Below are 17,993 nucleotides of genomic sequence, written 5' to 3'. Positions count from 1 at the left end.
ACAGGAGGTTCTCCATGGATATAGGGACCCTTGTGATTCTGGCTATAGGCTTAGGTGCTGATGCCTTCTCTGTTGCCATTGGCATTGGCATTGAAGGTATTCGTCGTCGTGACATCTACATTTTAGGTGCAATTATTGGCATCTTCCATGTCATCATGCCTTGGGTGGGACTAATCGCCGGTGGCGCTCTCGGTGCCGTCATCGGGCAACTAGCTGTCATCATCGGTGCCCTAATACTCTTTTTCTTAGGTGGCAAAATTCTCTACGAAGCCTGGTTCAAAGAAGCAGGGCCTACAATTGGCCTTGGTGGCCATGGGCAAGCAACAGCCGGTGGCCTCAGGCCAGATCCTATGACAACTCACTTTAGTCCATCCTTCTACACCCTCGTCATCCTCGCCGCCGGCGTTAGCATGGACGCCCTGACAGTAGGCTTTTCCCTAGGTACTGTCGGCGCTGAACTAGTCACAACCATTTTAACCTTTGGCATCGTCGCCGCCATCATGACCATCATCGGTTGCTTTATCGGACGAAGAGTCGGACCAACACTAGGCGTACACGCCCAAGTAGTTGGTGGCTTGATTTTAATCGGCATCGGTATTAAGCTTTTACTATGGTAAGCTTACAAATAAAATAAAAGCTCACACCGTAAGCTATAATACGTAACGAAATAAGGAGGGGATTTGTCATGTCTACCCAGTCGCAAGGACAATTCACTCTTTTATTTGTCTGCACCGGCAACACCTGCCGCAGTCCGATGGCACAAGCCATCGCAAGCACCTTGCTCGAAGAAAAGGGAAAAAGTGAAACAATAAAAGTTCTCTCAGCAGGAACTTTTGCCTGGAACAACAGCCCCGCTTCACTACAAGCCCGACAAGTAATGCTTAATCAAGGCTTGAACATCGAAAACCACAAGGCCACATCTATCACAGAAGAACAACTTCACAAAGCAGACCTTGTCTTAACTATGACAGAAAACCAAAAACATCTCCTACTAGAAATGGCCTCCGACGAAGTAACGAAAAACAAGATTTTTACCTTCAAAGAATACAGCGGTGACCAAGGAGACGTCGTAGACCCCTTCGGTCAAGACGAACAAGTTTACTACGAATGCTCCAAAGAACTTCGCGCCATCATCATCACCGCACTCAACAAGTTACCAGCCTAAGAGGAATAACTCAACATTTTTAATATCTGCCTTTCCCTATTAGCTTTTGACTATTAACATCGCCTTTAATGAAAAGCGATGTTTTTTTCTTTTACACAAATGTGAAAAATAGAAAAGGGAAACGATAACTTCTGTAGAATAGAATCTTGTTTAGGAAAAACTTTGTAGTTTTACGTCATATTTTGTAAAATGACATCATGCAGACGCAACACAGGAGAGTGAAAAACAGTGAAAATCGCCATCGGAAGCGACCACGGTGGCTTCCGCTTAAAAAAAGAGATTTTGGCCTTTTTTCAAGCACAAAAAGAAGCAGATGCCAAACTAGGACAAGCTGAGATCATAGACCTAGGCACTTACAGCGAAGCATCAGTAGATTATCCCGACTTCGGAGAAGCTGTAGCTCGTGGCGTAGCCCAGGGAGAATACCAGTACGGCATCGTTGTTTGTGGCACCGGCATAGGCATCTCCATCGCCGCTAACAAAGTTCAGGGCATCCGATGCGCCCTTTGCCACGAAACCTTCTCCGCCCGCATGGCTCGTGAACACAACGACGCCAACATCCTAGCCCTTGGAGAAAGAGTAACAGGACCAGGCTTAGCCATCGACATCGTCAATGCCTTTTTCACTACAGAATTTGCAGGGGAACGTCATGCCCGCAGAGTGGATAAACTGAATAAAATCGGCAAAAGCGGTTGCTCCTGCTAAAGCAAGCTCAAGCAAAAGATGCTTAGTCATAATAAGCTAAGATAAAAAAGGATGGGAGACTTTTGGAACAAACCATAGCTTCACAAGTAAAATGGGCTGTGGAAGAATTGATCCATCTAGCCAAGATGAGAGCAGGCCAGATCCTCGTCGTTGGCTGTAGTACCTCCGAAGTGCGCGGATCTACTATCGGCACATCAGGCTCCCAAGAAATCGCACAAGCTATAATAAGACCCCTTCTAGAAGCAACCTACCACAACCAGATCTACCTGGCCGTTCAGTGTTGTGAACACCTCAACAGAGCCCTCGTCGTAGAACGAGCCCTCTTACAAACTTACCCCTTCTTAGAAGAAGTTGCAGTCAGACCTATTGCCGCCGCCGGTGGAGCGCTAGCCGCTCAGGCCATAGAGCACTACGCTGACCCAACAGTCATAGAAACTATCCAAGCCCACGCCGCTCTAGACATTGGCGAAACTCTCATCGGCATGCACCTCAAAGCAGTGGCCGTACCCGTCAGACTATCAATCCGCCAAATCGGCAACGCCCGACTTACCGCCGCCCGCACAAGACCTAAACTAATCGGCGGCCATCGTGCTTGCTATGACTGAAAACACCCTGTCCCCAGTAAAAAAATAAGACACAAAAGTCGTTGAACGAACGAAAGGAACGGTGCAACCACCCATGAGCCAATGGCAACACCTTAACAAGATCGATCCCGAAGTAGCCGCCGCTATTGAACGGGAAGAAAATCGTCAGAAGAAAAACATTGAACTAATCGCCTCTGAAAACTTTGTCAGCCCTGCTGTTATGGAAGCGACAGGCACAGTACTAACTAACAAATACGCTGAAGGCTACCCTGGCAAGCGCTACTACGGTGGCTGTGAATTTGTTGACGAAGTAGAAGCTATGGCCATCGAAAGAGCCAAAGCCCTCTTCGGTGCTGACCACGCTAACGTTCAACCACACTCCGGCGCTAACGCCAACCTAGGCGTTTACTTTGCCTGTCTCAACCCAGGCGACACCGTCCTCGGCATGAACCTTGCTCACGGTGGACACCTCACACACGGCTCGCCAGTAAACCTCTCCGGTAAATACTACAACTTTGTCTCTTACGGCGTAGAAGAACATACAGGTATGATCGACTACGATGAAGTAGCACGTCTCGCTCGTGAAAGCCAACCTAAACTTATCGTTGCCGGAGCTAGCGCCTACCCTAGAACTCTTGATTTTGCCCGCTTTAGAGCCATCGCCGACGAAGTAGGAGCTCTCTTCATGGTTGATATGGCCCACATCGCAGGCCTCGTCGCCGCCGGACTCCATCCTAACCCCATTCCCTACGCTGACTTCGTCACCACCACAACCCACAAAACCCTCCGTGGACCTCGTGGCGGACTTATCCTCTGCAAAGAAGAATGGAAAGCCAAAATCGACAAAGCCATCTTCCCAGGCCTTCAAGGCGGCCCTCTCATGCACGTTATCGCCGCCAAAGCAGTTGCCTTCAAAGAAGCAATGGACCCATCCTTCAAAACTTACCAACAACAAATCGTCAAAAACGCCGCCATCCTAGCTCAGAACCTCACTGCAAGAGGCTTCAACCTAGTTTCTGGTGGCACTGACAACCACCTTATGCTTCTAGACCTCCGCAACAAAGAACTAACTGGCAAAGAAGCAGAACACCGCCTCGACGCCGCCGGTATCACAGTAAACAAAAACTCCATCCCCTTTGACCCCCAAAGCCCCTTCGTCACTAGCGGCATCCGCATCGGCACACCAGCCGCCACTACTCGTGGCATGGACGAAGCCGCCATGGCCAAAATCGCCGAAGCCATCGACTACTGCCTCAGCGACAGCGCCGAAGCATCTCAACAAAAAGCTCAAGCTATTGTCGACGAATTATGTGAAAAATTCCCCCTTTACCAATAAATAGAATTCGGGATAAGATCATAGAATAAGTAAGCTATCTGCTAGAAATATCTGCTAGCAGTTGTAATAACAAAAGCAAAGGCCAATTAGCAAAAAAAAAGTACCTAGGGGTAGACTTTTTAACTTCCGGAGAGAGGACTTGGGACCTCAGCCGTCGACAGCTTGCTGTCGAAAACGGCGTGGGACCAGTCCCTTCGGAGGAATTAAAAAGTCTACCCCCTGTACAAAGTAACTTAAGCAAAAAACTTAAGCAAAAAAATAGACAATATTTTACTTGGCAGGTGTATTAACGATGGCCAAACTAACAATCATGGACCACCCCCTGATTCAACACAAACTCAGCCTGATCCGTCAAAAAGACAGAGGTGCCAAAGAGTTTCGCGAACTAGTGGAAGAAGTGGCCATGCTTATGGCCTATGAAGTGACCCGCCACCTACCCCTTAAAGAAGTGGAAATAGAAACCCCCGTCGCCATCGCCAAAACCAACATCCTGGCCGGCAAGAAGCTAGGCGTAGTCGCCATCCTTCGAGCCGGTCTTGGCATGATCAGCGGTTTTGTAAAACTAATCCCCGCCGCCAAAATAGGCCATATTGGCATTTACCGTGACCCTGACACACTAGAGCCCGTCGAGTACTTTAGCAAACTGCCCCAAGACGTAGCAGACCGCGAAATACTCGTCGTTGACCCCATGCTAGCAACAGGTGGCTCAGCGTCAGCCGCTCTCAGTGTACTCAAAAACAAAGGGGCTAGACAAATCAAGCTAGTCGTCCTCGTCGCCGCCCCCGAAGGCGTCGCCCGCATCCAAAAAGATCACCCCGACGTAGAAATCTTTACCGCCGCCCTCGACGAAGGACTTAATGATCACGCCTACATCATCCCAGGCCTCGGCGACGCTGGCGACCGTTTCTTCGGCACCAAATAGAAAACCTAATTCAGACTTATTCAAACTAAGGTAACTAAGGTAACTAACTTAATTGGCAAGGAAGATAGGAATGGCATCAGAAAAGATTCAAGAAAAAACAGAACGCCCCACCTGGGACGAATACTTCATGGCCATTACAGCCCTCGTGGCAACCAGATCGACCTGTCAACGCCGCCAAGTTGGAGCTATCATCACCAAAGAACAGCGTATCCTAGCCACCGGCTACAACGGAGCACCAAGAAAACTACCGCACTGCCAAGAAATCGGCTGTCTCCGCAACCAACGAAACATCCCCTCCGGAGAACGGCATGAACTCTGTCGAGCCGTCCACGCCGAACAAAACGCCCTCTTGCAAGCCGCCGCCTACGGCGTACCTATTCAAGGAGGCACTCTCTACAGCACCACCCAACCCTGCGTCCTCTGCGCCCGCATGATCATCAACGCCCAAATCCACCGCATCGTCTACCAAGGAGACTACCCCGACGACCTAGCCCGCACCATGCTAGAAGAAGCCGGTGTAGAACTAGTACGCTGGGGAGAATAAGATCCCCCAAAAAAGCAGGAACAACCAAAGTAGTTTCTAGGGTTCGAGCTTTTCGCTTTCGGAGCGAGGACTTGGCGACCTCAGCCGTCGCCAGCTTTGCTGGCGGTAACGGCGTGGGAACAGTCCGTGCGTAGGAAGCGAAAAGAGCGAACCCCAGGCAATCAATTATCGAACAGTGAACGGGAGGTACTAAATCGTGCCCAAACCGATCAAAGTCCTATCCATCTTCGGCACGCGCCCCGAAGCTATCAAAATGGCCCCTGTCGTCAAAGAACTAGAACGAACAGAACAAATCATCTCGAAAGTAGCCGTAACAGCTCAACACCGAGAAATGCTTGACCAAGTACTTGGCCTTTTTGATATTCAACCAGATTACGACCTTAACATCATGGCACCAGAGCAGACGCTTTACGATATCACCGCTAAAGCACTGCTAGGACTCAAGCCCATTTTAGAGCAAGAAAAGCCCGATATTGTGCTCGTTCACGGCGACACCACAACCACCTTTATCGCTTCATTAGCTTCCTACTACCAGCAAATCGCTGTGGGCCACGTAGAAGCAGGATTGCGAACTCATAACAAGTACTCGCCCTTCCCAGAAGAAATGAACCGCAAACTAACGGGCTCACTATCGGACATGCATTTTGCTCCTACAGGAACATCGAGAGAAAACCTACTTGACGAAGCAGTAGATCCTGAAGCAATCTATGTAACCGGCAACACCGTTATCGATGCCCTTTTAGCCACAGTGCGTCCAGACTATACATTTGCCGATCCCAATCTCCAACAAATAGTCCAAAAAGAAAAAGAAATTCTACTCGTGACGACTCATCGCCGTGAAAACCTTGGCGAACCAATGCGTCAAGTATACCAAGCTCTGCGAGAAGTCTTGGCTCAAAGACCGCAGGCATTCATTATTTTCCCTGTCCACAAAAACCCTGCCGTCCGTCGCGTCGTAGAAGAAGAACTAGGACAACACCCTAGAGTGCAACTTATTGAACCAATGGACTACGAACCTTTTGTCAACCTCATGAATCAAGCTACCATCATCCTTACTGACTCAGGCGGTATGCAAGAAGAAGCACCTTCACTAGGCAAGCCTGTCCTCGTCTTACGAGACACCACCGAAAGACCAGAAGCAGTTCGAGCTGGCACCGTAAAGTTAGTAGGAACTAGTGCCACCATAATTACTAACGAAACCTTAACGCTTCTCAAGAACCCTGAAGCTTATAAAGCTATGGCCAACGCTGTAAACCCCTACGGAGACGGCAAAGCCTCTCAGAGAATAGCCCAGGCCATTCTCTACCACTTCCGTCAAAGCGATCAACTACCAGATGAATACGGACTTGTATAAAAAGTAAAAAACTCAAAAAGAATTTTTTACAAATTCAAAAAGGATTTTTTAACTTTACCTCGAATAACCTATGTTGGCATTCTAAGATGCGAAACCATACTTCCTAATTTCTACAATCATGCTATCTACCAGACTTACTTTTCGACTTATATCGCAACAACTATTGAAATATAATTGTATTTTTGATGCACAAGTTCATATCAGCAAGCAGACCTTCAAGCATTTTTTAATAAACATTTTCAATACATCATCACCGTAAAAGCCTTTCTAACAAATAATTTATTACGCTTGCACGCTTTTCTTTGCTTAAGTAGCGAAAAAATGGTAGAATTACGGAATGACGGCGAATTTTACAGGGAATGCTACAAAAGCCACCCATCTTTTATAAGGGGGAAGGGCTCTTGCGGGACAAAGAAGGTCCCAACAACAGACCGCGTCAGGTCCTTAAAGCGATTGGAATAGGCTCCTCTATTGGAGCTGAATTCGCAGTGGCAGTCTATCTTGGATTTGCTGTAGGCCGTTATGGTGACAGCAAATTGGGAACGGACCCGTGGCTTATGCTCATCGGAGTAATCCTGGGTGTAGTCAGCGGGTTTTTCGGTGTCTATTACCTCGTTAGCACTTTTTTCCGAGAAGAAACGGAAGAAGAAGTCCCTCCAGAGAGTCCTCAGGACCGATAACTTCGAAAGGGAAAAGCAATGGAACTTCGTCAAATGCTGGCACGGCTCGTCTACCTGAACCTTCTGGGGGTGGGGGTTTGCTTGGTATTCGTGCCCTTCATAGATAGACCGGCCATCCCGGCTGGATTTGCCTTGGGATGGTTTCTCAGCAGTATAGCAACTTGGATTACCTACATACGAGAACGACGCGCAGAAGCCAAAGGAACTGAACAAACAGTCCAAAACATACTCAGCGGCTTTCTCGTAAAAATGGTGCTGGCCATAGGAGCTTTACTGATTGCCGCCAGAGCCCCCGAAAAGTTCCATATTTTGGCTACGGGTCTTGGACTGCTGATGCCTACAGTGATGACTGTCATCGTAGGTGTTTTGCAAGCAAGAGATTCGACCATTGAGAATAACGAAGCGAAAGGGGGGACAATGGAACAACAATGACATACGAAAGAGAAGTATGGCATTTTATGGGTATGGAGTTCTGGGCAGACACATTAGTTGCAACCTGGATCACCATGGCCATCCTCATCGCCGTTGGTTTTAGTGTCGGTCGAGGAGCAACCTCGGGCGTACCAAGTCGACTGGTCGTAGCCTTCGAAATGGTTCTCGAATACATCAAGAACCTGATCGCTGAAAATGCCGACTATAAGAAGATGGGAGCCTTGCTTACCTATATCCTAACCTTGCTCCTCTTTATCTTCTTCAGCAACACGATTGGTCTGTTCCCTAACTTTACCTTTGGACTTGGTGGAATTATTACCAAGGAGAACATGGCTTCACCTACTGGTGATTTGAACACCACCTTAGCTCTAGCCTTACTGACGATCGTACTCGTTCAGATCTGGGGCGTCCGGTATAACGGCATGCACTACTTTGCCCACTTCACATCGCCGCACTGGCTCTTCTTGCCTTTACACCTCATCGAGCTAGTTACCAAACCGGTGACGCTGGCTTTCCGTCTTTACGGAAACATTTATGCCAAATCAATTCTCATGGGCACCTTGCTCAAATTTATCCCATTCGGTTTAATCTTTGTCCTGGGTGGATTTATCCCCCACGTAATCTGGCTTGGCTTCTCACTCTTTATTGGAGCTATCCAGGCCTTCGTATTCACAATCTTAACGATTGTGTACGTTTCCCAAGCCGTCAATGCATCTGACCACTAATTGTTCAGAAGCGTTGAACCATAAAAAAATCTATAACTTACAGGGGAAAAGTGAAAGGAGAATCTATCAGTGGACGTTCAAGCTTATGCTCTTTTAGGTGCTGGTCTTGCCACAGGTTTTGCTGCTCTAGGTGCAGCTCTCGGGGTTGGATTGGTCACATCCAAAACGGTTGAAGGTATCGCTCGCCAACCACAAGCACGTGGTCCTCTACAAACAACCATGTTCATTTCCGTTGGTCTGGTTGAAGCCCTTCCCATTATCGCAGTCGTTATCGCCTTCTTGCTCTACGGCGTAGGCTCTGCCTAATCGACAGCTTTACAGATCCTTATTACCGAGATTTTTAATTTCACTCAATCATGAGCGTAGCGAAGCAGGAGCGAACCCATAACGGCTCCATAAAGGAGGTTACGCGTTGCTAGAGGCATTAGGCATCAAATTTGGTTCTATCTTAGCTATGGTTATCAGCTTCTTGCTGCTCGTTGGCCTGCTTCACAAGTATGCTTTTGGTCCCCTGATCAAAGCTATCGACGAAAGACGAGCCAAGATCCAGTCTGACTTCGACAAAGCCGAAAGAGAACTTGTAGAAGCAAGCAAGTTACGTGAAGAATACGTAACAGAACAGACCCGTGTTCGTAAAGAAGCACACGATATCATGGCCAATGCAACTAAAATTGCAGAAGAAAAAGCCCAGGAGATTGTCACTGCGGCTCGGCAAGAAGCGGACAACCTGCGTGACCGAGCTCGTGCCGAGATCGAAAGGGAGAAAGAAAAAGCAATCGACGAGTTGCGCACATACACTGTAAACATCTCCATCCTGGCCGCACAAAAAGCGATTGAGAAAAACATTGATCCTTCCACTCAGAAAAAACTGGTTGACGAAGCGATCAAAGAAGTGGGGAGACTGCCATGTTAACAGGAGCAGTATCCCGTCGTTATGCCCAGGCTTTATTGGAGATAGGTACGCAGACCAACTCCCTTGATCAATTGGAAAATGAACTAGGTCGCTTTGTTGTCCTACTTGACGACAACCGCGAATTACAGCAACACCTCTACCACCCATCTATTGTGGTAGAAGCCAAAAAAGAATTGGTGGACGCCATTTTAACCAAAGATGGCTATTCACAAGTGGCTCGCTCCTTCATCTTACTCGTAATAGAGCGACGCCGTGAAAACTACCTGAAAGACATCTACAGAGAATTCGTTCGCCTGGCTAACCAGGCCCGCAACCTTTTAGAAGCGCAAGTTACAAGCGCCATTGAGCTATCACAAGAGCAAGTTAAGAAACTGACTAAGGAGATTGCTCGCCTTACAGGCAAAACAATTATCTTGAAGCAGAAAGTTGACCCAGCTCTTATTGGCGGCATCGTAATCACCATCGGCGACCGTGTAATTGACGGCTCCGTCGTTGGTAAGCTTCAAGGAATGCGCGAAGCTCTGCTGAAAGCACCATTGACTGTCTAGTCAAGACTACTTGAAGCTTGTAAGCCTAAGTTGTTTATCCATAGCTTCAGAAGTAAAGTGCTATCTAATGTAAGAACCGAAGGCATAGAAGTTTCTCACAGCTTCCATGGCCTTATATGACTCATATCGTGAAATACTCATTGGAGGATAGGGGTGAATTAACCGTCCATGAGTCTACGTCCAGAAGAGATCAGTGCCATCATCAAGCAACAGATCGAGCGTTATGAAAAGCCACTGGAGGCCGCCGACACAGGTACGGTCATCCAGGTCGGTGACGGTATCGCCCGGGTCTATGGTCTAGAAAAAGCCATGGCTGGTGAACTTCTCGAGTTTCCTGGCCAGGTCTACGGCATGGTCCTTAACCTCGAAGAAGACAACATCGGATGCGTTATTCTCGGTCCCTTTACCGAGATTAAAGAAGGCGACACTGTTAAGAGAACAGGTCGCATTGTGGAAGTTCCAGTTGGCGACGAGATGATCGGTCGCGTAGTCAACCCATTGGGACAACCCTTAGACGGAAAAGGCCCAATTAACGCTAAGCAATTCCGTCCTATTGAATCCCCAGCACCTGGCGTTATCGCCAGAAAGTCCGTTCACGAACCATTGCAGACAGGCTTAAAAGCTATTGACTCCATGGTTCCCATTGGACGTGGCCAGCGGGAATTAATCATCGGTGACCGTCAGACTGGTAAAACAGCTGTGGCCATCGACACCATCTTGAACCAAAAAGGTCAAGACGTTATTTGTATCTACGTTGCTATCGGTCAGAAAGCTTCTACCGTTGCAGGCGTAGTTAAAACCTTAGAAGAAAACGGCGCTATGGACTACACCATCGTCGTCAGTGCAACAGCTTCCGAGCCTGCACCACTTCTCTACATTGCACCATACTCCGGTTGTGCCATGGGTGAATACTTCCTATACAACGGACGTCACGCCCTGGTAATTTACGATGACCTGTCCAAACAGGCCGTTGCATACCGTGAGCTTTCCCTCTTGCTTCGTCGTCCTCCCGGCCGTGAAGCCTATCCTGGTGACGTCTTCTACTTGCATTCTCGCCTCTTAGAGCGTGCCGCTAAGTTGAACGACGAATTGGGCGCAGGTTCATTAACTGCTCTGCCCATTATTGAGACCCAGGCTGGTGACGTTTCTGCGTACATTCCAACGAACGTTATCTCCATTACAGACGGACAGATCTTCTTGGAGTCAGACCTTTTCTACTCCGGTATCCGTCCTGCTGTTAACGTCGGTCTCTCCGTATCACGGGTTGGTGGCTCCGCCCAAATTAAAGCGATGAAGCAAGTAGCAGGACGTCTACGTCTTGACTTAGCTCAGTATCGTGAATTAGCCGCCTTTGCTCAGTTCGGCTCCGATCTGGACAAGGCTACACAAGCTCGCCTCAACCGCGGTCAGCGCATGGTTGAGATCCTTAAGCAAGCACAGTACCAGCCGCTAGTTGTTGAAGAGCAAGTAGTTGTTATCTATGCCGCCGTTAACGGCTTCTTAGATGACATCGAAGTGGCTGACGTACTCAAGTTTGAAGAAGGCTTCATGAGCTATATGCGCTCTGCTAAAGCCTCTATTCTCGAAGAAATTCGTACGAAGAAGGCACTGAACGACGACCTCACTAAGAAGATTACAGACGCTATCAACGAGTTCAAGAAAACTTTTGTAGCTTAATCTTCTTGACCTAATCATAAGGCCGAGGATCCGGAAGTCCTTCTCTGAGAATTGCGAGAGCGAGGTGAAAGTATATGTCCGGTATGCGCGATATTAAGCGCCGCATTCGGTCTATCAAGAATACGCAACAAATTACCAAGGCCATGAAAATGGTTGCGGCCGCCAAGCTCCGTCGTGCCCAGGACAAGGTCAGCCAGGCACGGCCCTATGCCAACCGCATTCAGGGTGTGCTTTCTCGCCTCGTCGAAGCGGCACAAGACGCCAACCATCCGCTCCTGGAGACTCGCGAAGTCAAACATATTGGCTACGTTGTCATCACAGCAGACAGAGGACTCTGTGGCGGTTATAACGCCAACGTGATCAGGAAAGTGAACGGTCAAGTCAAAGGTCGCGACGATATCTCCTTGATCTGTATCGGACGGAAAGGTCGAGACTTCTTCCGTCGAACAGGCCAGAAGATAGAACAAGACTATGTCGGTCTTGGTGAAGATATTAGCTACGGAACAGCCAAAGAAATTGCTGGCGACATCATGAAAATCTACGAAGAAGGCGTCTTTGACGAAGTTCATCTCGTCTTCAACGAGTTTGTCTCTGCATTAACCCAGCGTCCAACATCGATGCAACTGCTACCCATTCCGGCTGAAAAGAGTGAAGACAAAGGGCAACAAGTTCAGGATAGCAAAACTGACCCAGCTCCTTTGTACGAATTCGAACCCGGCATGGAGGCTGTCCTAAACGAACTGCTTCCCAAGTATGTAGAGAACCAGATCTACCGAGCTCTTCTCGAAGCCAAAGCTTCTGAGCAAGGCGCACGGATGACAGCTATGGGCTCTGCAACAGACAACGCCAAAGAAATGATTGATAAACTGACCCTCTCCTACAACCGTGCACGTCAGGCCGCCATTACTAAGGAGATCTCCGAAGTTGTTGGTGGTGCCGCGGCACTCGGTTAGGAATAAGAGGAAAATCGCATAGAAGCAAAAAAATTCGACTCCCTAGTTGGAGGAGGTATGTACCCTCGATGAACTTCGGTAAAGTTGTTCAGGTCATTGGACCGGTTGTGGACGTGCAGTTCCTCCCAGGTCAATTACCTGAAATCTATAACGCCATCAAAATCTCCTCTGCCGATCAGGACAATTGGGATGGCAGTGAGATCAATTTGACCTTAGAAGCCGCGCAACACTTAGGTAACAATACAGTTCGTTGCGTTGCCATGTCCTCCACCGATGGACTGGTTCGAGGCATGAAAGCATTAGACACGGGCGCGGCTATCTCCGTTCCCGTTGGTCGTGCTACATTAGGTCGTATGTTTAACGTCTTGGGTAACCCCATTGACGAAAAAGAAGAAGCCAAAAGTGAAGAAAAATGGCCTATTCACCGCCCAGCTCCTACTTTTGAAGACCTCGAGCCTTCCACGACTGTCCTAGAAACAGGTATTAAAGTCGTTGACTTGCTCGCTCCTTACGCCAAAGGTGGTAAGATTGGTCTCTTCGGTGGTGCCGGTGTTGGTAAAACCGTTTTGATCATGGAATTGATCAACAACGTAGCCAAAGCTCACTCCGGTTTCTCCGTCTTCGCCGGTGTCGGTGAGCGGACTCGTGAAGGTAATGACCTTTACCACGAAATGAAAGACTCTGGCGTTTTGGACAACGTGGCCATGGTCTTCGGTCAGATGAACGAACCACCAGGTGCTCGTCAGCGTGTTGCCTTGACTGGTCTCGTTATGGCTGAATACTTCCGTGACCGCGAAGGACAGGACGTTCTGCTCTTCGTTGATAACATTTTCCGTTTCACTCAGGCCGGTTCCGAGGTTTCCGCTCTCTTAGGTCGGATGCCTTCTGCCGTTGGTTACCAGCCAACTCTGGCCACTGAAATGGGTCAGCTTCAAGAGCGTATTACTACAACTAAGAACGGCTCCATCACGTCCGTTCAGGCCGTATACGTGCCTGCCGATGACTTGACTGACCCCGCTCCAGCGAACACCTTTGCTCACTTGGATGCGACAACCGTTCTTTCACGTTCTATCGCCGAGTTAGGTATCTATCCTGCCGTGGATCCACTAGATTCCACATCCCGCTTGCTCGATCCTAACATCATCGGTGAAGAACACTACAGTTGTGCCCGTGGCGTACAGAAGCTCTTACAGCGCTACAAAGAACTGCAAGACATCATCGCCATCTTGGGTATGGACGAGCTTTCCGACGAAGACAAACTCGTCGTTGCTCGTGCCCGTAAAGTACAACGTTTCTTATCTCAGCCATTCCACGTTGCTGAAGTATTTACCGGTTTCCCCGGCAAATTTGTACCTCTCAAAGACTCCATCAAAGGCTTCAGAGAAATCATTGAAGGCAAGCACGACGACCTGCCAGAAAGTGCTTTCTACATGGTTGGTACTATTGAAGAAGCCATTGCCAAAGCAAAAGAGATGGAAGGCTAAGAGGGGGTTAACAAGTTATGGCCAATAAGACCTACCTACTCGAGGTTGTCACACCCGAGCGGGTTGTTGTCACCGAGGACGTGGAATTCACCTCTGCTCCCGGCATCGAGGGCAGCCTCGGCATACTGGCCGACCATGCCCCTATGCTGACCGCCCTAACCATTGGCATGCTCGAATACGAAGCACCAGGTGGCAAAAAAGAGAAACTCACCGTTACAGGCGGCTTCATGGAAGTCTCCGGCGACAAAGTGACTATTCTTGCTAATGCCGCTGAGAAAACTGTCGAGATCGACATAACTCGTGCCGAAGCCGCTCGCCGACGCGCCCAAGAGCGCATCGAAATAGCGCCATCAAGCAACGAAGATCTCGATCTAGCTCGTGCGGAACTAGCTCTCAAGAGAGCTATCCTTCGTCTCGAAGCAGCCAAAGACAAGCGTTTCGACGCAGAATAAGCAGAAAAACGCCAAGCAAAGACAAAGTAGCCTGCCAAAAGCAGTCTGCTTGAAAGAGCGCCTTGAACTCCCTATAATGGAGTCAAGGCGCTCTTTGTCTATTTCTTAAGACCTGTATACTAAGATTACTTGGTAAAAAGTACATTTCTATGGTACTTTCCCCTTGCTTGTGCGATAATAGAAAAGTGCAACCATAATACTTTCAAGGGTATGGTGTTATAAGTGAAAAAATTCAAGGTGCTCCTCATCGGTCTCTACAATTCCAAAGCCCTCGGCGTTCGCTATCTTTCCTCAGTGCTCCAACAGGCTGGTCATGAAGTTGATATTATTTACTTCAAAGATTTTAACAGTCTGAATGCTTCTAGTCCTACAGAGCGAGAGTACGAATTGCTTCTCGAACAAATTAGAAAATCTGCACCAGACATGATTGGTCTTAGCGTCATGTCTTCCTTTTATATAGAAGTTGCCAAAGAAATGTCTCGTCGTATTCGCCAGACTTTTTCAGAAACTCCTTTTATCTGGGGCGGCGTTTATGCCACTTTAATTCCTGATGAAAGTCTTGAATACTGCGACTATCTCATGCGCGGTGAATGTGAAGAAGCTATTTTAGAGCTCGTCGAAGCTTTTCAAGGGCAACGTGCTTTTACTAACGTGGCCAACCTAACTTTTCGCCAAAAGCAAATAACAAGCTCTTCCACAGTAGCAAACTCTTCGACAGTAGCAAGCTCTGCTAGCGAGATCATTACAAACGACTTGCGACCTCTAACAGCCCATCTCGATACAATCCCATTTCCCGACATGGGCGGCAACAACATGGTGCATATCACCGGCGACAAAGTCAACTGCTGTGATCCACAAGTAAGCAGTATTTCTTATGAAATGAGCGCCTCAAGAGGCTGTCCCTACGTCTGCTCCTACTGTAGTAGTCTTAACATGAAGCGCCTCTATAAAGGCAAAGGACCTTTCGTTCGTCAACGTTCTGTCCAAAACACCATGGAAGAACTACTTATGGCCAAAAGCAAGATGAAAAACTTGCGTATGGTCTGGTTCTGGGATGAAATCTTTGCTGACGATGAAGAATGGGTACAAGAGTTTGTCACAGCCTACAAAAAAGAAATCAACTTACCTTTTAACATCTGGGGTCATCCTCTCAAAATCAAGAAAAATATCATGGACATGCTCGTTGATGCAGGCTTACATCAAATTGTCGTAGGCTTACAACATGGCTCACCACGGATTCGTAAAGAGATCTACTTCCGACCAGAAACAGATGAACAAATCATTGAAATGAGCAAAGTACTTTCAGAAGCTAAAGTACCAGAAGTTATCTTTGATCTGATCCTCGACAGCCCCTTTGAAAGTGTTGAAGATCTGGAGATGACCTATCATCTCTGCATGAAACTTCATAAACCTTTTAAACTACAAATGCACGGTCTTCACTTCCTACCAGGCACAGACATCGAAAAAGTAGCCGTCCGCAAAGGCGTTCTTTCCTGGGAAGACTTGAAAAAACAGCAAAACAGACCAATTGAAGAACAATACCGTTCTTTCTTATGGTGGACTCACACAGGATCTCATGAAGACCGCGAAAGAGCTTACTGGAAAATCATGATCTACTTAACCCAATTTGGCTGGACTTCTCGCATGATGCCTGTCTTCCAACGAGACCTTTTCAAGCGCAAACCAGAACTAATGAACATTCTACGTACCTCAGCGAACGGTTGGAATCTCATGCGCCGAGCAAGCCGCAAAGCTCTTATGAAGCTAGGTCTAACCTAGTAAGCCTAAGCCTTCTATAGAACTCTGTTTTTTCTCTGTGACTTTGTGGTTAAATAGATACAGCTAATATTAACTATTACTAAAATCAACTATAAACTATATAAGGAGGAATACCTCCATGGCCGTAATTGCCGAGGTTACCATTGTACCTCTAGGAACAGCAACAACAAGCGTAAGCTCTTATGTAGCCGCTTGCCACCGTGTCTTGCAAGAAGCTAAAGAAATACGTTACCAATTGACTCCCATGTCAACAATTATAGAAGGCGAGCTCACAGACGTCTTAGATATAGTACAGAAAATGCACCAAGTCCCTTTTGACGAAGGCGCTCAACGAGTCTCGACAACCATTCGCATCGACGACCGCAGAGACAAAGCCCTAACAATGGAAGGAAAAGTATCAGCAGTAGTAAAAAGAATCGAGAAAAAATAGAGCTAACTAGTAACTAGTAATTACTAACTACTAAATACTAACTACTCCCAAACTCCATATCCTAAATCGATTTTTCCTATCATACCAAATAGTGTATATACACCACCCTTAATGGCAATAATTGTGAGGAAGAGTGCCAAAGAGGGTGTTTTCTATGCTTCGTATTATAACAATTATGGCCCTGCAAACAGTAATGATCTTGCTCATCGCTTTTTTTCTGCTTTTTCGTAACGATGGAGCAGGCGTACGCTGGTTATTACAAGAAGTGCCACAAGCCAAATATACAATTGGTCTTTACGTAGACCATGTAAAAGATGTACCAGATTTTCTGACCGGAAAAATTAGCGGCAAGGACTTCATTCCTTTTGAAATCAAAGAAGGAGAAGGCCAGCCCAATCTAGACAATGGCCCCTTAGTTCCTAAAGGATCAGAAATACCTAAAGAGACTGGACAAAACAGTCTCGACTCATTTATTTATGAGAGAGATAACCATGAAGATTCTCAAGTAGCTACAGTAGAAAAAAGACGAATCGACCCTCTAATTGCCGAAAAAATGCGTAATGCCATGGAGAAATCGGCCATCACACCAACAGAAGGGCAAGTAAGTCTCTGGTTACCCCTCACAGGAGGACCTTTTGATCGCCCCCTAGCTAACCCCATTGAGCGACGCATGGCCGCAGAAGCTTATCTCTACCAGCTATATCATGAAGTAACAGGCCGTCTAAGCGTCCAAACGCCACAAGTAAAAGTCGAAGGCGACCATATATTTGGACAAGTGCGTGATCAACAGCCTGACGGCTCTTACGTGGAACTAACCTTACAAATGAAAGGCAATCAGGGTCATTTATCAGCCTACGTCCGACAACCCATGCCCGCTTTTGCCGAAAGCAACTGGTTTGAAGAACTTAACAAACTAGCTACTCGCTCTAACCGTATCGAATACACCATTACCTTACAAGGTCAACGTACAGGAAGGCTCACCGCAGAAGATCAGGAAAGAGTACTATTACAATGCTTTGACTACCTGCACGCCACCAAAATCGAAACAGCAGGTCCTAGAAGCCTGCTGATCAGTGGACAATCGCCAATGCTTCCCACAGGCTTATCGCTAGGGGGAGAAGCGATCAACCTACAAGGCTTGGCTCGTTACCACGGTACAGATGGTCAAACTCATTTTGTTCTGGCTTACCCCTTAATCATGCAAGAAATCTAAAGCCAATAGACCTTAGCATGCTAGCATGAGACCATATGAGACTAAAGGAGACCAGATAGTCTCATTTATGAAGAATCGGTAACTATATCTCCTAAAG

21 protein-coding genes are annotated in these 17,993 nt (G+C 47.5%); all 21 read left to right on the top strand.

All coding sequences use genetic code 11. The features are described 5' to 3' along the window. Positions 1 to 14 precede the first annotated feature (14 nt). Positions 15 to 617 (top strand): manganese efflux pump MntP, encoded by a 603-nt coding sequence (locus F9B85_RS04165; RefSeq protein ID WP_151618826.1) that lies wholly within the window; start codon positions 15 to 17, stop codon positions 615 to 617. A 68-nt stretch (positions 618 to 685) separates the two neighbouring features. Beyond that, positions 686 to 1,165, top strand: a complete 480-nt coding sequence (locus F9B85_RS04160) for a low molecular weight protein arginine phosphatase (RefSeq protein ID WP_151618824.1) — start codon at positions 686 to 688, stop codon at positions 1,163 to 1,165. 228 nt (positions 1,166 to 1,393) lie between these two features. Continuing rightward, positions 1,394 to 1,870 (top strand): ribose 5-phosphate isomerase B, encoded by a 477-nt coding sequence (rpiB, locus tag F9B85_RS04155; RefSeq protein ID WP_151618822.1) that lies wholly within the window; start codon positions 1,394 to 1,396, stop codon positions 1,868 to 1,870. 62 nt (positions 1,871 to 1,932) lie between these two features. After that, the gene (locus F9B85_RS04150) at positions 1,933 to 2,475 is read left to right on the top strand and encodes a TIGR01440 family protein (RefSeq protein ID WP_243138058.1); all 543 of its coding nucleotides are present in this window, start codon (positions 1,933 to 1,935) and stop codon (positions 2,473 to 2,475) included. A 73-nt stretch (positions 2,476 to 2,548) separates the two neighbouring features. Then, positions 2,549 to 3,790: a serine hydroxymethyltransferase gene (locus F9B85_RS04145; protein ID WP_151618820.1), complete on the top strand. Its 1,242-nt coding sequence runs from the start codon at positions 2,549 to 2,551 to the stop codon at positions 3,788 to 3,790. A gap of 292 nt (positions 3,791 to 4,082) precedes the next feature. Further along, positions 4,083 to 4,712: a uracil phosphoribosyltransferase gene (upp, locus tag F9B85_RS04140; protein WP_151618818.1), complete on the top strand. Its 630-nt coding sequence runs from the start codon at positions 4,083 to 4,085 to the stop codon at positions 4,710 to 4,712. A 70-nt stretch (positions 4,713 to 4,782) separates the two neighbouring features. Next, positions 4,783 to 5,256 (top strand): deoxycytidylate deaminase, encoded by a 474-nt coding sequence (locus F9B85_RS04135; protein ID WP_151618816.1) that lies wholly within the window; start codon positions 4,783 to 4,785, stop codon positions 5,254 to 5,256. A 196-nt stretch (positions 5,257 to 5,452) separates the two neighbouring features. Beyond that, positions 5,453 to 6,610, top strand: a complete 1,158-nt coding sequence (gene wecB / locus F9B85_RS04130; RefSeq protein ID WP_151618814.1) for a non-hydrolyzing UDP-N-acetylglucosamine 2-epimerase — start codon at positions 5,453 to 5,455, stop codon at positions 6,608 to 6,610. Positions 6,611 to 7,011: 401 nt separating this feature from the next. After that, complete coding sequence (locus F9B85_RS04125; RefSeq protein ID WP_243138057.1) at positions 7,012 to 7,290, top strand: AtpZ/AtpI family protein; 279 nt, start codon at positions 7,012 to 7,014, stop codon at positions 7,288 to 7,290. 18 nt (positions 7,291 to 7,308) lie between these two features. Beyond that, the gene (locus tag F9B85_RS04120) at positions 7,309 to 7,722 is read left to right on the top strand and encodes an ATP synthase subunit I (protein ID WP_151618810.1); all 414 of its coding nucleotides are present in this window, start codon (positions 7,309 to 7,311) and stop codon (positions 7,720 to 7,722) included. Next, positions 7,719 to 8,447, top strand: coding sequence for a F0F1 ATP synthase subunit A (gene atpB / locus F9B85_RS04115; protein WP_243138056.1), 729 nt, complete (start codon positions 7,719 to 7,721; stop codon positions 8,445 to 8,447). Before F9B85_RS04120 ends, atpB begins: the two co-directional genes overlap by 4 nt. Before the next feature lie 69 nt (positions 8,448 to 8,516). Then, positions 8,517 to 8,753 (top strand): F0F1 ATP synthase subunit C, encoded by a 237-nt coding sequence (gene atpE / locus F9B85_RS04110; RefSeq protein ID WP_151618808.1) that lies wholly within the window; start codon positions 8,517 to 8,519, stop codon positions 8,751 to 8,753. Between the two features lie 106 nt (positions 8,754 to 8,859). Further along, positions 8,860 to 9,360, top strand: coding sequence for a F0F1 ATP synthase subunit B (gene atpF / locus F9B85_RS04105; protein WP_243138055.1), 501 nt, complete (start codon positions 8,860 to 8,862; stop codon positions 9,358 to 9,360). Continuing rightward, entirely contained in the window at positions 9,354 to 9,908 is a 555-nt protein-coding gene (locus F9B85_RS04100) for a F0F1 ATP synthase subunit delta (RefSeq protein ID WP_151618806.1), read from the top strand. The genes atpF and F9B85_RS04100 overlap by 7 nt, the downstream gene beginning before the upstream one ends. A gap of 168 nt (positions 9,909 to 10,076) precedes the next feature. Beyond that, entirely contained in the window at positions 10,077 to 11,585 is a 1,509-nt protein-coding gene (gene atpA, locus F9B85_RS04095; RefSeq protein ID WP_151618804.1) for a F0F1 ATP synthase subunit alpha, read from the top strand. 74 nt (positions 11,586 to 11,659) lie between these two features. Continuing rightward, a complete protein-coding gene (gene atpG, locus F9B85_RS04090) occupies positions 11,660 to 12,538 on the top strand; it encodes an ATP synthase F1 subunit gamma (RefSeq protein ID WP_151618802.1) in 879 nt (292 codons plus the stop codon). Positions 12,539 to 12,606: 68 nt separating this feature from the next. Further along, entirely contained in the window at positions 12,607 to 14,022 is a 1,416-nt protein-coding gene (gene atpD / locus F9B85_RS04085) for a F0F1 ATP synthase subunit beta (RefSeq protein WP_151618800.1), read from the top strand. A gap of 17 nt (positions 14,023 to 14,039) precedes the next feature. Beyond that, positions 14,040 to 14,474: a F0F1 ATP synthase subunit epsilon gene (locus tag F9B85_RS04080; RefSeq protein ID WP_151618798.1), complete on the top strand. Its 435-nt coding sequence runs from the start codon at positions 14,040 to 14,042 to the stop codon at positions 14,472 to 14,474. Positions 14,475 to 14,696: 222 nt separating this feature from the next. Continuing rightward, positions 14,697 to 16,253 carry a B12-binding domain-containing radical SAM protein gene (locus F9B85_RS04075; RefSeq protein ID WP_151618796.1) on the top strand — a complete coding sequence of 519 codons (1,557 nt, stop codon included), beginning with the start codon at positions 14,697 to 14,699 and terminating at the stop codon, positions 16,251 to 16,253. Positions 16,254 to 16,371: 118 nt separating this feature from the next. Beyond that, positions 16,372 to 16,683, top strand: a complete 312-nt coding sequence (locus F9B85_RS04070; protein WP_151618794.1) for an MTH1187 family thiamine-binding protein — start codon at positions 16,372 to 16,374, stop codon at positions 16,681 to 16,683. 154 nt (positions 16,684 to 16,837) lie between these two features. Next, positions 16,838 to 17,896, top strand: coding sequence for a YwmB family TATA-box binding protein (locus F9B85_RS04065; protein WP_151618792.1), 1,059 nt, complete (start codon positions 16,838 to 16,840; stop codon positions 17,894 to 17,896). Positions 17,897 to 17,993 lie beyond the last annotated feature (97 nt).

This window comes from Heliorestis acidaminivorans (assembly GCF_008933955.1).
In the GTDB taxonomy this organism is placed as follows: domain Bacteria; phylum Bacillota; class Desulfitobacteriia; order Heliobacteriales; family Heliobacteriaceae; genus Heliorestis; species Heliorestis acidaminivorans.
Note: the sequence above shows the minus strand (reverse complement) of the source record. Positions and strands in the feature narration are given on the sequence as shown.